The sequence below is a fragment of the Xenorhabdus littoralis genome (assembly GCF_033949345.1).
Classification (GTDB): domain Bacteria; phylum Pseudomonadota; class Gammaproteobacteria; order Enterobacterales; family Enterobacteriaceae; genus Xenorhabdus; species Xenorhabdus littoralis.
This window is the reverse complement of the sequence record NZ_VCDP01000033.1, coordinates 1-15,372: the sequence shown is the minus strand read 5'-3', so window position 1 is coordinate 15,372 and position 15,372 is coordinate 1. Positions and strand designations below refer to the sequence as shown.

Annotated in this window: 14 protein-coding genes; 6 read left to right on the top strand and 8 right to left on the bottom strand. The window is 42.7% G+C overall.

Features of this window, described 5'->3' with window-relative positions; genetic code table 11:
• Nucleotides 1-5: 5 nt before the first annotated feature.
• Nucleotides 6-440, bottom strand: a complete 435-nt coding sequence (gene nudB / locus FE394_RS09665; protein ID WP_319926179.1) for a dihydroneopterin triphosphate diphosphatase — start codon at nt 438-440, stop codon at nt 6-8.
• On the bottom strand, nt 440-2,209 hold the full coding sequence (aspS, locus tag FE394_RS09660) for an aspartate--tRNA ligase (RefSeq protein WP_319926178.1): 1,770 nt from the start codon (nt 2,207-2,209) through the stop codon (nt 440-442). The genes nudB and aspS overlap by 1 nt, the downstream gene beginning before the upstream one ends.
• A 268-nt stretch (nt 2,210-2,477) precedes the next feature.
• Between aspS and FE394_RS09655 the strand changes: the two genes are divergently transcribed.
• The 3 genes from FE394_RS09655 to cmoB all read left to right on the top strand — a co-directional run bounded on the left by FE394_RS09655 (nt 2,478) and on the right by cmoB (nt 4,814).
• Nucleotides 2,478-2,876: an MAPEG family protein gene (locus FE394_RS09655; protein WP_319926177.1), complete on the top strand. Its 399-nt coding sequence runs from the start codon at nt 2,478-2,480 to the stop codon at nt 2,874-2,876.
• 181 nt (nt 2,877-3,057) lie between these two features.
• Complete coding sequence (gene cmoA, locus FE394_RS09650) at nt 3,058-3,846, top strand: carboxy-S-adenosyl-L-methionine synthase CmoA (protein ID WP_319926176.1); 789 nt, start codon at nt 3,058-3,060, stop codon at nt 3,844-3,846.
• On the top strand, nt 3,843-4,814 hold the full coding sequence (gene cmoB, locus FE394_RS09645; protein ID WP_319926175.1) for a tRNA 5-methoxyuridine(34)/uridine 5-oxyacetic acid(34) synthase CmoB: 972 nt from the start codon (nt 3,843-3,845) through the stop codon (nt 4,812-4,814). The genes cmoA and cmoB overlap by 4 nt, the downstream gene beginning before the upstream one ends.
• Before the next feature lie 103 nt (nt 4,815-4,917).
• Here cmoB and cutC read toward each other — a convergent pair whose 3' ends face one another.
• Nucleotides 4,918-5,670, bottom strand: a complete 753-nt coding sequence (gene cutC, locus FE394_RS09640) for a copper homeostasis protein CutC (protein ID WP_319926174.1) — start codon at nt 5,668-5,670, stop codon at nt 4,918-4,920.
• A gap of 378 nt (nt 5,671-6,048) precedes the next feature.
• Nucleotides 6,049-6,603, bottom strand: a complete 555-nt coding sequence (locus tag FE394_RS09635; RefSeq protein WP_319926173.1) for a VOC family protein — start codon at nt 6,601-6,603, stop codon at nt 6,049-6,051.
• Between the two features lie 266 nt (nt 6,604-6,869).
• Between FE394_RS09635 and argS the strand changes: the two genes are divergently transcribed.
• Complete coding sequence (gene argS / locus FE394_RS09630; RefSeq protein ID WP_319926172.1) at nt 6,870-8,600, top strand: arginine--tRNA ligase; 1,731 nt, start codon at nt 6,870-6,872, stop codon at nt 8,598-8,600.
• A gap of 415 nt (nt 8,601-9,015) precedes the next feature.
• Here the strand turns inward: argS and murJ are convergent, their stop codons facing one another.
• Together murJ and rimJ are read right to left on the bottom strand one after the other, a co-directional pair.
• Nucleotides 9,016-10,551 (bottom strand): murein biosynthesis integral membrane protein MurJ, encoded by a 1,536-nt coding sequence (gene murJ, locus FE394_RS09625; protein WP_319926171.1) that lies wholly within the window; start codon nt 10,549-10,551, stop codon nt 9,016-9,018.
• Between the two features lie 166 nt (nt 10,552-10,717).
• Nucleotides 10,718-11,305, bottom strand: a complete 588-nt coding sequence (rimJ, locus tag FE394_RS09620) for a ribosomal protein S5-alanine N-acetyltransferase (RefSeq protein ID WP_319926170.1) — start codon at nt 11,303-11,305, stop codon at nt 10,718-10,720.
• A 173-nt stretch (nt 11,306-11,478) separates the two neighbouring features.
• On the opposite strand from rimJ, the gene mdtH reads away from it, so the two are divergent.
• Both mdtH and FE394_RS09610 read left to right on the top strand, forming a co-directional pair.
• The gene (gene mdtH / locus FE394_RS09615; RefSeq protein WP_319926169.1) at nt 11,479-12,684 is read left to right on the top strand and encodes a multidrug efflux MFS transporter MdtH; all 1,206 of its coding nucleotides are present in this window, start codon (nt 11,479-11,481) and stop codon (nt 12,682-12,684) included.
• 29 nt (nt 12,685-12,713) lie between these two features.
• Complete coding sequence (locus FE394_RS09610; protein WP_319926215.1) at nt 12,714-13,298, top strand: lipoprotein; 585 nt, start codon at nt 12,714-12,716, stop codon at nt 13,296-13,298.
• Between the two features lie 170 nt (nt 13,299-13,468).
• Here FE394_RS09610 and FE394_RS09605 read toward each other — a convergent pair whose 3' ends face one another.
• Both FE394_RS09605 and ghrA read right to left on the bottom strand, forming a co-directional pair.
• Nucleotides 13,469-14,011, bottom strand: a complete 543-nt coding sequence (locus FE394_RS09605; RefSeq protein WP_319926168.1) for a TorD/DmsD family molecular chaperone — start codon at nt 14,009-14,011, stop codon at nt 13,469-13,471.
• An 84-nt stretch (nt 14,012-14,095) separates the two neighbouring features.
• Complete coding sequence (gene ghrA / locus FE394_RS09600; RefSeq protein ID WP_319926167.1) at nt 14,096-15,037, bottom strand: glyoxylate/hydroxypyruvate reductase GhrA; 942 nt, start codon at nt 15,035-15,037, stop codon at nt 14,096-14,098.
• Nucleotides 15,038-15,372: the final 335 nt, after the last annotated feature.

Genomic DNA, 15,372 nt, shown 5'->3' with positions numbered 1-15,372 from the left:
ATAGACTAAATAACAAACTCTTCGATTGCCTGCTGATTGCTCCATGACTTGGTCAGTCTGGCAGCCTCTTCAACTGCCAGCCATTGATAAGCCAGATGCTCAGTCAGCAAGATCTCTCTCTCCTCAGGTAACGCCAGCGAAAACCAGTGTTCTTTATTGCGCGTTATACCCGGAGCATATCGATGCCGCAGATGTGAGAAAATCTCATAATAGAGACAACGTTGACAATCTATCAGTTCAAGATTTTCATTGACAATATCAATGCCTATCTCTTCCTGCACTTCACGTAACGCCGCCTCAGACGGTTTTTCACCCTCTTCAAGACTACCCGTTACGGATTGCCAAAATTCAAGATCATCCCGTCGCTGTAACATCAGCACCCTTTTGCTGTTAACGGCATAAATCATAACCAGTACAGATTCAGGGCGCTTATAATCCATTATTCGCTCTCTTTTTTAACAACTGAAATGGCCAGTTCTTTCAGTGATGCCGGATTTGCATGACTTGGAGCATCAGTCATCAAACACGCCGCTGCGGTTGTTTTCGGGAAAGCGATCACATCACGAATATTATCGGTATTTGTCAACAACATAACAAGGCGGTCCAGACCAAAAGCCAAGCCTGCATGTGGAGGTGTTCCGTATTTCAGAGCATTCAGCAAGAAGCCGAATTTTTCCTGCTGTTCCTGCTCGTTAATACCCAGAATACGGAATACAACTTGTTGCATTTCACTACGATGAATACGAACAGAGCCACCACCCACTTCGTAGCCATTAATAACCATATCATAGGCATTTGCGGTAGCTGATTCAGGATTGCTTTCCAATTCAGCGGCTGACAGATCACATGGAGCTGTAAACGGATGGTGCATTGCCGTCAGACCACCTTCTCCGTTTTCTTCAAACATTGGGAAATCAACAACCCAAAGCGGCTTCCAACTGGCTAAATCAGTGATATTCAAATCACGCCCCAACTTCAGGCGCAACGCTCCCATAGCATCGGTCACTACACTTTTCTTGTCAGCACCGAAGAACAGAATATCGCCATCTTGCGCATTTGTGCGGGACAACAGACCTTCAACAACCTCTGCGGACAGGAATTTTGCAATCGGGCTTTGTACCCCTTCCAGACCAGCCGCGCGATTGTTGACTTTCATCCATGCCAACCCTTTTGCGCCATAGATGCCAACAAATTTGCCGTATTCATCAATTTGTTTACGGCTCAATTCTGCGCCACCGGGAACACAGATGGTAGCAACACGCCCTTTAGGATTATTTGCTGGTTCAGCAAAAACGGAAAACTCCACATCTTTAACCAGATCAGCAACATCCACCAATTCCAGTGGGTTACGCAGATCCGGTTTATCCGAACCAAAACGACGCATGGCTTCTTCGAATGTCATGATTGGGAAATTGCCCAAATCGACGCCGCGTACATACTGCCACAGCTCACGGATCATTTTTTCCATGATTTCGCGAACCTGTTCAGCGCTCATAAATGAGGTTTCAACATCGATTTGCGTGAATTCTGGCTGGCGATCAGCACGCAGGTCTTCATCACGAAAACATTTTACAATCTGATAATAACGGTCAAAACCAGACATCATCAGTAATTGTTTAAAAAGCTGCGGAGACTGCGGCAGAGCATAAAACTCGCCTTTATGAACACGGCTTGGCACCAAATAGTCACGCGCGCCTTCTGGCGTTGCTTTAGTCAGCATTGGCGTTTCCACATCAAGGAAACCTGCTTCATCCATAAAGCGACGAACAAAACTGGTGATTTTTGCCCGGGTCTTCAGACGATGTGACATTTCTGAACGACGCAGGTCAAGATAGCGATATTTCAGGCGCTGCTCTTCACTGTTGTTCTGATTGCTATCCAGCGGTAATGGCTCTGAACGATTGAAAATCATCAGGCTCTCTGCGAAAACTTCAATTTCGCCAGTTGCCATTTCTTTATTGATTTGATTATCAGGGCGCGCATGCACGACCCCAGTAATTTGGATACAAAACTCATTACGCAGTTCAGAAGCCTGAGCAAAGGCCTCTTTCTGGTCTGGGTCAAAAAAGACCTGAACGATGCCTTCGCGATCCCGCATATCGATAAAGATCAGACCACCCAAATCACGACGACGATTAACCCATCCACAAAGAGTCACTTTTTGGCCTTCATGGGCTAGGCTCAACTGCCCACAATAATTAGTACGCATACAATATCCTTTTACTCAGCTTGTTATGCTTTCTGCTGCGGAAATTTTGGCATTGTTCTTGTTAGGAAGAATTGTCAAAAAAGGTGGACATTATACTGGAAATTCTGGCCAGAGATAAGGCCATAACACCTTTCTTAACAAGACAATTTTTTGCTATCTGATAATATTCATGGGATCTATGATTGAATACTATGATTTATAGCGACAGTTTTCTGTTTGAGGTTTATTATCATTTCGCCGTTTTTTAGGTTAGGCAATGGAGTTAAAAATGGTTAGCTCGCTTTATATTGTACTGGGCGCACTATTACTGATTAAGCTATCTTTAGATGTAGTCAAATTAAGAACACAATATCGGGTAGCCAATGGCGATGGCGGTTTTTACGAATTGCAGACTGCCATTCGGGTCCATGGTAATGCGGTTGAGTACATTCCCATTTCAATGCTGTTATTGATTGTCATGGAAATGAATGGAGCAGCAGTCTGGATGCTGCATATCTGTGGATTAGTCCTCCTTTCTGGCAGAGTATTACACTATCTGGGCCTTCGCCATCGAGAGATACGCTGGCGGCGCATGGGCATGGCCGCAACCTATATCTCAATGTTAATAATGATTATCGTCAACATTTATTACTTGCCGTGGGAGCAGATTTTCTCTCTCTACACATAATATACACGTAATACCCCTGATAGATTTCATATTACATTGTGATGTCCTGACATCAAATAAGTCCATCGTTGCCCAAGGCGGTATTATTGCCGCCTGAGGGTTCTGTTGATTATCCCTTTCTGCCTTTTCCCGCATTCTGTTAGAATGTCCGCTTCTTATTGTTTCCAAAATCAATGCTGTTATGTCAAATCAAGATCCTCACAATCAACAAGACAGTCTGTTATCTGCCCCAATTGCCAATTTAGGTGACTGGAATTTCGATGAGCGTGTTGCCGAAGTTTTCCCTGATATGGTGAAACGCTCTATTCCCGGTTATTCCAATATCATCTCCATGATAGGGATGCTGGCAGATCGTTTTGTAACGCCAGACAGTCAAATTTATGATCTCGGTTGCTCCCTCGGTGCAGCCACATTGTCTATCCGTCGTACGATCAGCGCCAATGAACACAGTGCCGGTGATCGTAATGCAAATGGTTGTCGTATTATTGCTGTCGATAATTCATCTGCAATGGTCGAACGTTGCCGTCGTCATATTGACTCTTTCAAGGCCAGCATTCCCGTTGAGGTGATCGAACAGAATATTCTTGATACCGACATTCATAATGCATCAATGGTAGTGCTGAATTTCACATTACAATTTTTGCATCCCGATGAACGACAGAAGATGCTGGATAAAATCTATGCGGGATTAAAACCCGGTGGTGTTCTGGTTCTGTCTGAGAAATTTAATTTTGAAGATGATCAGATTGGTGAGCTATTGTTCAATATGCACTATGACTTCAAGCGAGCCAACGGTTACAGTGAACTGGAGATCAGTCAAAAGCGCAGTATGCTGGAAAACGTTATGCGGACAGATTCGGTTGAAATCCACAAATCACGACTTAAAAAAGCAGGATTCCAGCATGTTGAAGTCTGGTTCCAATGCTTCAATTTTGGCTCCTTATTAGCAATAAAAGGAGCTGACCAATGATTGATTTTGGTAATTTTTATCAATTGATCGCCAAAAATCACTTAAGCCACTGGTTGGAATGTCTGCCTGCACAATTAAACAGCTGGCAGAAAGCATCTCTGCATGGTCAATTCAGCTCATGGGTAAAAGTTCTGGAACGTCTGCCTGAAATCCAACCCTCTCAACTCGATCTGAAAAATGGCGTCATTGCCACTCTTGAACCGGAGCTGCCAAACGGCGAAAAAGCCCGCATTCACAATATATTGAAAATATTCATGCCGTGGCGCAAAGGCCCTTTTTCGCTTTATGGTGTTGAGATTGATACTGAATGGCGTTCTGATTGGAAATGGGAGCGTGTTCTTCCCCACATATCGCCTTTAGAAGGCAAAACCGTACTGGATGTCGGCTGTGGTAGTGGTTATCACATGTGGCGCATGGTCGGTGAAGGTGCACAGTTCGTCGTTGGTATCGATCCAACCCAACTTTTCCTTTGCCAGTTTGAAGCTGTCAGGAAGTTACTGGGTAACGATCAACGCGCCCATCTTCTTCCTTTGGGCATTGAGCAATTACCAGAACTTAAAGCCTTTGATACTGTGTTTTCCATGGGGGTTCTTTATCATCGCCGTTCTCCTCTCGACCATATCTGGCAATTGAAAAACCAACTGGTTTCCGGCGGAGAGCTGATTTTAGAGAGCTTAGTCATTGAAGGAGACGAATATCAATGTCTCATTCCGGGTGAACGTTACGCTCAAATGCGAAACGTCTATTTTATTCCTTCTGCCGAGATGTTGAAAACTTGGCTGGAGAAATGTGGTTTTGTGGATGTCAGAATTGTTGATCAGGCGGTGACGACTCTGGATGAACAACGCCAGACAGAATGGATGAAGACTGAATCATTGGCAAATTTCCTTGATCCAAACGATCAGAGTAAAACGATTGAAGGTTATCCGGCACCATTACGAGCCGTCCTCATCGCTCGCAAACCATAATCCCAGAAGAAGTGAACTGCCCGTTATGGCAGTTCATTTTTTTAATGGAATAGCCCCATTCAATAACTTAATCTTATTTTCCCTAAGTAAAATAAGTCGGACCCTACTTTTTCCGTTTGACAAGACTGATAACTCCCTTCATCGATTCGACCAACTGCCCATCGACACTGTAGTAGGAATATTCATCTACATCTCGGTCGTCAGAACTCATCGTCACACCTGCTTTTCGATATTTAATGGAAGAAGGCACAATTTTGCCTGCTGAACTATGAATTTCTATCATTCCATTCTCCAGAAATTTGCTGATATTACTCATTCTAACACCCGCTCCCGGCATAATGATTGGCCCTTGACTAGCTTGTACCAATTCTTTTAACAAGGGCAAACCCAACTCAGCATTTTGCTGCTGGCCTGAGGTTAAAATACGCTGTACACCCAATTCTGTCAGTTGTAGCAACGCCACATGCGGATCAAAGCACATATCAAAAGCACGATGAAAAGTGACCGCCATATCGCCTGACAATGACATCAGTTGCCTCATACGAAGCCTGTCGATATAACCTTCTTCATTCAAAACCCCGAAAACAATTCCCGGAAATCCCATATCTCGGATACGGGAAACATCATTTTTCATGACGTCAAAATCCGTGTTGCTGTAACAAAAATCTCCCCCTCTTGGCCTAACGATAGGATGCACAGGAATAGACAGCCGCTGTAATGCCTGCTGTAACGCCCCAAGGCTGGGCGTCACGCCTCCTTCCAAGGGACCCGAACATAATTCAATACGATCCGCTCCCGCCTCTTGTGCAACCAGAGCACAACTTATGCTATAGCAGCAAATTTCCAGCTTTATCATTCAAAGCCTCTCAAAATAAATACACAATAACCCATTTATATCCAATGGATTTCGAATTACAGCGTAGCCAACAGAGGCTACAACTTGAAACCTATAGGAAGCACTCAAATCATCAGGGCTTCTGTCTCTTACTTCTCTATATTAGACATATAGTATTAGAGATGTAGTATTAGACATGTAGTATTAGACATGTTTTCCGCTTATAGCAACGTTGGAAGGCTCACACTATGAAACATTAGGTGAACATTTAATGCGATAAATATTAAATTGCGTGATAATCATCAAGTTAATTACACTGAATGTTATTCAGTAAATGGAGGGATAAATTTTAATGCACAATAAAGTCATCAGGAATTTTATCGCAGAATTAATTACCGACTAAACCTCACTTTTGACAATTTCTTTAATAGAAAAAGGATGAAACTTAATCGTGATTTCACCATTTGTTACTGCTAACGTTGGATTTGGTAATCTTTCATTATCTCCTTTAGGATGACTCTCTTTTGTACGAAAGTTGTCAGGCAGTGGATCAGGCAATAACTGATAGGCTTCATATATAAGTTGCTCTGGTTTCGTTGGCAGAACGAGCTCGACATGTTCCCAACCCTGATGAACATATTGCTTTTGACTCGGGTAAGGTAACTCAACACAATCAATTTGCCAGCCAAGTACAGTTATCGGTTGTTCCAATTCGAACAGACAGATCGGGCGACCATTAATAATACTTTCGGACATCAACTGACCACATTGTAGAAAACCCTGACGCCAGTTATCGGCTATTGATACGTCATTGCAACGCAGAGAAATATGATCTGCCGGATATTGCGTAAAATGTAAATCAAGATGCTCACCAAACTGTTTTAGCTTTTGCTCAAATAGTCCTAAATCAGCAACCAAACCCTGTAATTCAGAAATTGTTGAAAAATGTGCCATCGTATCCCCATCAAAAGAACATCAAACTTATTTCCCGTCTGCGCGGAATAACTCGACAGACTACAATCGGAATGAAGGTAAATCGCCTGAAAGACAAGCTGAAAATAAAAAGTCATACTACCAACGGTGGCTGATAGTAGCATGCTGGATGCTGAATATGATATAAAACCCGCTGTTTTCTCATAACCCACACGCTTGAAAATATTTGCATATGCCCAATGGATTTCAAGATGCAGAAGTTTTCGTGCGTAACTTAAGGTAACACGGTGAATATTCAGGTTCTTCTTTCAGAAAAAATCGGCTATGCGCTGATCGCAGCTGGTGCTCCAGCCGACAGTGAAGCTCACGTCCGTCAATCTGCAAAAGCCCAGTTTGGTGACTACCAAGCAAATGGTGTCATGGCGGCCGCTAAAAAAGTGGGCATGCCACCCCGACAATTGGCAGAAAAAGTCGTCAGCTTGCTGGATCTGCAAGGAATTGCCAGCAAAATCGAAATCGCAGGACCCGGTTTTATCAATATTTTTCTGGATAAAGCATGGGTTGCCGCGAATATCGAAACTGCACTGAAAGACGAAAAACTGGGCATCATGCCAGTAGAACCGGAAACCATCGTTATCGACTATTCCGCACCGAACGTCGCAAAACAGATGCACATTGGCCATATCCGTTCCACGATCATCGGTGATGCCGCTGCGCGGACTCTGGAATTTTTAGGACATAAAGTCATCCGCGCCAACCATCTTGGTGACTGGGGAACCCAATTCGGGATGCTGATTGCCTATCTGGAAAAAATGCAGAATGAAAATGCCAGTGAAATGGCGCTGGCTGATTTAGAGGCTTTCTATCGCGAAGCGAAGAAAACTTACGACGAAGATGAAGACTTTGCCGTTCGTGCCCGTAATTATGTTGTAAAACTGCAAGGTGGCGACGAATATTGCCGTACTATGTGGCGAAAATTAGTTGATATCACCATGTCACAGAATCAGGAAACCTATAATCGCCTGAATGTGACCTTGACAGAAAAAGATGTCATGGGTGAAAGCCTGTATAATGACATGCTGTCGGGTGTTGTTGCAGACCTGAAACAGCGTGGACTTGCCGTTGAGAGTGATGGCGCTACTGTGGTTTACCTTGATGAATACAAGAATAAAGAAGGCGAGCCAATGGGGGTTATCATCCAGAAAAAAGATGGTGGCTACCTTTACACTACAACAGATATCGCCTGCGCTAAATACCGCCATGAAGTTCTGCACGCTGATCGGGTTCTCTATTACATCGATTCACGCCAGCATCAACACCTGATGCAAGCTTGGACGATTGTACGCAAAGCGGGTTATATTCCTGAATCCATGTTACTTGAGCACCATATGTTTGGCATGATGCTGGGTAAAGATGGCAAACCATTCAAAACTCGTGCGGGTGGGACAGTAAGGTTATCTGACCTGCTGGATGAAGCCATTGAGCGCGCAGATGCCCTGATCCGTGAAAAAAATCCAGATATGCCCGAAGACGAACTGAAAAAAGTTGTCGAAGCTGTTGGTATTGGCGCAGTGAAATATGCGGATCTTTCCAAAAGCCGTACCATCGACTATGTCTTTGACTGGGATAATATGCTCGCATTTGAAGGTAACACCGCACCTTATATGCAGTATGCCTATACCCGCGTAAATTCTATTTTCAAACGTGCAGAAATCAATGAAAGCAGCCTGACACAGCCTGTTATTCTGAACGAAGAACGTGAACAAACTCTGGCAACCCGCTTGCTGCAATTTGAAGAAACCATCACAACCGTTGCCCGCGAAGGTACACCTCATGTAATGTGTGCTTATCTGTATGATCTGGCAGGCTTGTTCTCTGGTTTCTATGAGCATTGCCCAATCCTGAACGCTGACAGCGAAGAACTGCGTCAAAGCCGCTTGAAATTGGCTCTGCTGACGGCGAAAACCTTGAAACAAGGTCTTGATACTTTGGGTATCCAGACGGTAGATCGGATGTAATCATTCCGCTCAAAAGCTGGCGTAAAATTTTTTTGCGCCAGTAAATTTTACTTTCTTTGCTTGATATAAAAACCTTCCATCTAAAGCTAATTTTTTCTATTTTATTCAATCGGATTAATTTCAAAACCCAATTTATTTCGATTTCCAGAACAAAATTAATTAATCTTATATACTCGTCGTACTTCAAGATGCATTTATGTTCGCCGCGGGGAGAACATAAGCTGCTTCCTGCAATTTGAAGTTAATTGCGTATATTTAGGTTATCACTTTTACAGATCGATAATTTATCTTTTCTTCTAAACAGAAAAAACCAAATCTTTAAAAAAATTATTAATATAATATCAGCATTAAAAACAAAGCCGTCTAGAAAAACTGGACGGCTAATATTATGGAATTGTTATAAATTAAGTGATGCCTACAATCCCCGTTGAGCAAAATCTTTCAGTCTGAATCCCATCAAAGCCAAAGCAGCAAAATAACTACCCGCTCCCGCAATCACAACGCCCATCAATCGTAGCAGTCGCATAGCCATATTACCCTGCTCCCAAGCTGGCATAAACCACAATATTGTCAGTAATACCCCAACCATAACGACAATTGCCACAGCTAATTTCAGCAGAAATACACTCCATCCTGCCAGCGGCTTGAAGATCTCACGCTTACGCAATTGCCAATAAAGCATACTGGCATTGAAACAGGCAGCCAAACCGATGGAAAGTGCTAACCCCGCATGTTTCAACGGCCCAATAAAAGCAAGGTTCATTAACTGAGTTAAAATCAAGGTCGCAATCGCAATCTTGACAGGTGTTTTAATATCCTGACGAGAATAAAAACCAGGAGCGAGGACTTTGACGACAATTAATCCCGTCAACCCAAAACAATAGGCAATTAATGCCCGCTGAGTCATTTCTGCATCAAAAGCAGAAAAGTTACCATATTGGAAAAGTGAAACCGTCAATGGCTCAGCCAAAATGCCCAACGCTACCGCACTAGGTAAAGCCAACAAAAAGCAAAGACGCAATCCCCAATCCATTAATCTACGGTACTCTTCATGATTACCGCTGGAAAAACTCTTCGCCAATGAAGGTAATAAAATTGTGCCTAACGCAACCCCCAGAACCCCGGAAGGTAACTCCATTAAACGATCGGCGTAATACATCCATGAAACTGAACCCGAAACCAAAAACGATGCGAAAATGGTATTGATGATCAATGAAATCTGACTCACTGATACCCCCAGAATCGCTGGCCCCATCAGACGAATAACACGCCAGACTCCACTGTCACGGAAAGAAATCCGTGGCAGCACCAGCATTCCAATTTTTTTCAAATGAGGAAGCTGATAAGCCAATTGCAGAATACCACCGGCAATAACCGCCCAACCCAACGCCATCACAGGTGGATTACAATAAGGTGCCACAAATAATGCAAAAGCGATCATACTGACATTGAGTAATGTCGGCGCAAAAGCCGGTACAGAAAACCGATTCCATGTATTGAGAACCGCCCCCGCCAAAGAAGCCAGAGATATTAAAAAGATGTAGGGAAATGTAATTCTGAGCAGATCGCGGGTTAAGGCAAATTTATCCGGCGTGTCCGAAAAACCCGGCGCGGTCACATAAATCACCCACGGAGCAGCAATCACCCCGATGACCGTGACTACCGCCAGAATCAGTGTCAACATGCCTGACACATACGCAATGAACGTGCGAGTTGCCTCATCACCCTGCTGATTTTTGTATTCAGATAGGATAGGAACAAATGCTTGCGAAAAAGCGCCCTCAGCAAAAATACGACGCAATAAGTTAGGCAATTTGAAAGCAACAAAAAATGCATCTGTCGCCACACCTGCACCAAATATGCGGGCAATGATGGCATCACGAATAAAGCCCAGAACGCGGGAAAACATCGTCATTGAGCTAACCGCTGCCAGTGATTTGAGTAAATTCATGGTGTTATTTTAAAAATTGTTTTTTTATGAAATGAACATAAAAGATGTAAAGCTATCATCAAGAAGCCATAAAAATGACAGGTAAAAATATCCTGGTGAGATAGCAACCGTGCTTAAAGTCTAACAGACAAAAATCATCTCTACATGAGTTATATACACAACAGACTCATAAAATTATCTTGCCCCAGGTGTCATCAGTCAATGATGTCAGTACGTGATCTTGCCAGATACCATCGATCAATAAGTAATTCTTGGCATAACCTTCCTGTTCAAATCTCAGTCTCTTAAGTAAATTCCCGCTGCGAAGGTTATGTGGCATGTAATTAGCCATAATCCGGTGCATTTTCTGATGGCGCTGCATATAGCGAATTGCGGGTTGCAATCCCTCATACATTATTCCTTTCCCTTGCCATTTTTCGCTTAACGAATAACCAAGATAGCAAGAATGAAATGCACCACGCACAACATTGGTAAAATTGGCTACTCCCATAACTTCATTTTCATCAGTATCCAATAACAAAAAATTAAATGTCGCTTCCTGCCGCTGTAATTCAGCGATATAACTCAATCTATTTGTCCATCCAGAAGGTCGATAAAAACTACCATCCCTTGTTGGCTCCCACGGCTTAAGGAAATCTTTATTTTCAGAATAATAGTCAGCCAACCTATAGGCATCTCGTTCATATACCAGACGAACAACCATTCTATCCGTAATGAATCGTATTTTGGGCGATGCAGAACGATAACCAAACATGCCTTCTCCTGATAGTTACATTTAAAAAACTTGCAATAATTTAGCTTTTATAGAAATAATTATCACCCACTCACGATAAAAAAATATCATCTATATTCTCCTACCTTAAAGATCAGATTAAGTCCAAAATAACAAAAATTCATACTCCTTCTTTCATATTTTAATGGTGCAAAATGTCATCGGTTTCACAGGCACGTAGCTTGGGTAAATATTTTCTTTTATTTGATAATCTGATCGTCGTTTTAGGTTTTTTTGTTGTTTTTCCCTTAATCTCCATTCGATTCGTCGAACAACTTGGCTGGGCTGCTGTTATTGTTGGTTTCGCGCTGGGTATGCGCCAACTTGTACAACAAGGACTGGGCATTTTTGGCGGAGCAATTGCAGACAGATTTGGTGCAAGGCCAATGATTGTCACCGGAATGTTGTTACGTGCGCTGGGATTCGCGTTGATGGCGATGGCATCTGAGCCATGGATACTTATCTTTTCCTGTGTTTTGTCTGGATTAGGGGGAACATTATTTGATCCTCCCAGAGCGGCGTTAATCATCAAATTAACCCGTCCTCACGAGCGTGGGCGATTTTATTCACTTTTATTGATGCAGGACAGTGCTGGTGCCGTCATTGGTGCGCTAATAGGAAGTTGGTTGCTGCAATATAATTTCAATACTGTCTGCTGGATTGGTGCGGCTATTTTCGTACTGGCCGCACTATTCAACGCCTGTTTTCTGCCGGCATACCGCATTTCTACTATCCGCACGCCTATCAAGGAAGGTATGAGCCGCGTCATCAAAGATCGTCGGTTTTTTTACTACGTGCTGACGTTGACGGGTTATTTTATTCTCACAGTGCAAGTCATGCTGATGTTTCCGATCATTATCCATGAAATTTCCGGCACTCATACTGCTGTTAAGTGGATGTATGCTATTGAAGCATTGATTTCCCTGACACTGCTGTATCCTATCGCGCGCTGGAGTGAGAAGCATTTCCGACAAGAGCAGCGTTTGATGGCGGGTCTGTTTTTAATGAGCATCTGCATGTTCCCAATCGGTTGGGTCAGCCAATTGCACCTCATATTTGGCTTATTATCCCTGTTTTATTTAGGGATGGTAACAGCAGATCCTGCACGTGAAATGCTGAGCGCTTCACTTACCGATCCACGAGCGCGGGGCAGTTACATGGGGTTCAGTCGTCTGGGTCTGGCATTCGGGGGCACACTAGGCTACACCGGCGGTGGCTGGCTCTATGACACAGGCCGAAATTTGAATATACCGCAATTACCGTGGATTTTGCTGGGATTAGCAGGCTTAATCACCATTTATGCCCTTCATCGCCAATTCAACCAGAAAAAAATAGAGCCTATTATGATTAACAGACATTAATCATTAAATGGATGGTGTAAAATCCGTCCATTGAAAATAAAAGGAGACAGTATGAGAAGATTTTTTTAGGAGCCGTCTTAGTGCTGGTTGGGTTAGTCAGCGGCTGTGATCAATTCAAGGAAGTCAGTATTAATGAAGGCTTGCTTAATGATTATTTATTAAAAAGAGTCCATTATCAGAAGCAAATTATCCTGTCTGGTGCTGCCAAAGCTAATATTACGTTGGGTGATTTAACCAGTCAGGTAGGTCGTAAAGACCCTGAAAAAATTGAACTTTCAACTCAGGCAAAAGTTCAGTTGGCAACCTTACTGGGATCAATTCAGGCTGATATGAAGCTCACTATCAGAGCTAAGCCGATATTTGATGCAGAAAAAGGGGCCATTTTTATCAAAGGGCTGGAAATCGTGGACTACCAGACAACCCCAGAAAAAGTTGCTACTCCGATTAAGGCATTGATTCCTTATCTGAATACTTCTTTAAGTGAATTTTTTGATACTCATCCGGTTTACGTGTTGAATCCAGAAAAGAGCAAAGCTGAAGCGGCGGCGTCAAAACTCGCCAAGGGATTGGAAATTAAGCCAGGGAAATTAGTCATTGGTTTAGCTGATAAATAATTTTCATTGAAGCTGAAATAGTAAGGGCAAATTATTAATTAATAATTTGCCCTTATTTTCTCTATGACTTTATCTCGTGTTTATCAATGTTCTTGTATGACTGCTCTCCGCCCTATTGAGGATTTACGGCAGTTTTCGCTAATTGAAGCAGGTACAAGAACGTGACATTGTCACTCCGGTTCAAGTTCTTCACGCAGTGCTTGTAATGCTTCGCGAGCTACAATCGCCAAAGTGCGATAAAAACCGCTGGTTGCATGAGCCTCTACTTTACCGAGGAATTGTCCACACCAGGGCAGCAAATACTCATCAAACAACGTAATTTGAGCCTGAACCTCGTCTTCTGCTGCCTGATCTTCTAACCATGACAAAGCCAGTAATAAAGAACCGAATTGATCGGTCGGAGCCTCCGATAAAGGCATTCCTCGTTCTACTAAAAACTGGCGGACTTCACTTTCATCTCTATCAGTATAATCAGAGCGACAAATAGCAACCCCAGCAGACTCTCCGGTAAACAAGACGTGATAATCAGCTTCGATGACTGATAATTCACTGTTTTGTTGCAATCGATCCAACAATTCATCTTGTTCCAAAGGCCATGCTTGCTTTAATTTTCCCTCAGCAATCAGAGTAATCAAAGGTTGCAAAACAGGATCTTGTGGTGCTCGGTTAAACAATGTTCCTAAAATCCGGCAAACAATGGAAAATTCGTTCATGACTCAATCTAATCCCAATAACTTATCTAGCATAATGAATACTGTTATTGTCCCTAATCGTCTGCCTTGCTGTAAAGCAACTTGTTAATACCCGAGAGCAATATCAACGAGACCTGAAGGTGACTCCCCTTTTTCCATCCGTTGAATATTTTTGCAAATAGCGTCCATCGCTTCATCAGGGATTGTATTTGCAGCAATATGCGGAGTGATATTAATTCGTGGATGAGTCCAGAAAGGATGGAGTTTTGATAAAGGTTCCTCCATGAATACATCAAGAGTCGCACCGGCAACATAACCTTTATCGATAGCCACTAACAAATCCTGTTCGACAAGATGAACACCTCGTGCCACATTAATCACATATGAGCCGGGTTTTAACTGACTAAATAATGAAAGATTGAGGATACCTAAAGTTTCTGGTGTATTTGGCAAGACATTAATCAATACCTTACATCCAGAAAGAAAATCACCTAATTGTTCTTTGCCGTAAAAACTTTCCACATTATCAATTTGTTTTGGCATTCGACTCCAGCAGCGCATATTGAAATCAAATTCTCTTAATTTTTCAATAATACTGCATCCTAAAACGCCGGCACCTAAAACACCAATAACAAAATCTTTTCGATTATAGGGAACTAAAGGTTTCCAAAGGCGCTGTTCCTGATATTGTTTATATTCATCCATTCGGCGGAAATAGTGTAAAACAGAGGTAACAACATACTCTTGCATCTGCCTTGCCATTCCTGCATCTACAAGACGTATCAGTGGAACACCCGCGGGTAACGTCCCCGGATTTTTCAATTCTTGTTTGAGGATAGAATCCACACCTGCACCAAGTGAAAATATACCTTTTATTCCCTGACGATTAGCCAGCATTTCATGGGGAGGTAACCAAACTAAAGCATAATCGGCAGGAGCATTATCGCCACGGAGCCATTGACGGACATTAGCATCAGGTAATCTATCTCGTATGCCCTGAATCCACGGTTCGGCATTAAAAGAAGGATGAAAAAAGATGATATTCATAAAATCTTATTCCTTTTTATTTTTCTGATAGGGTTAACTTATTGCTAAAAGGTTGCAAGTCTCTAATGAACAGACTGGAAAGAAAATATTAATAATGTTATCTGGTTAACAAATTTGCCATGACTCATTGCCAAAAATAGAGATATCACTTCCTTAATTGGCTATCAGGCGCACAAATTGTTTTTTATTTGTCTAATCAGTCAAAAATCCTGAAAAAAATCATCATAAGTCTGTTGACGCCTGCCCTGCTTTTCCCTATAGTAGCGCCCCGTTGCAGCGACGAACTCACGCGAAATCACTGTAACAACAAAATATGGTGAGGTGTCCGAGAGGCT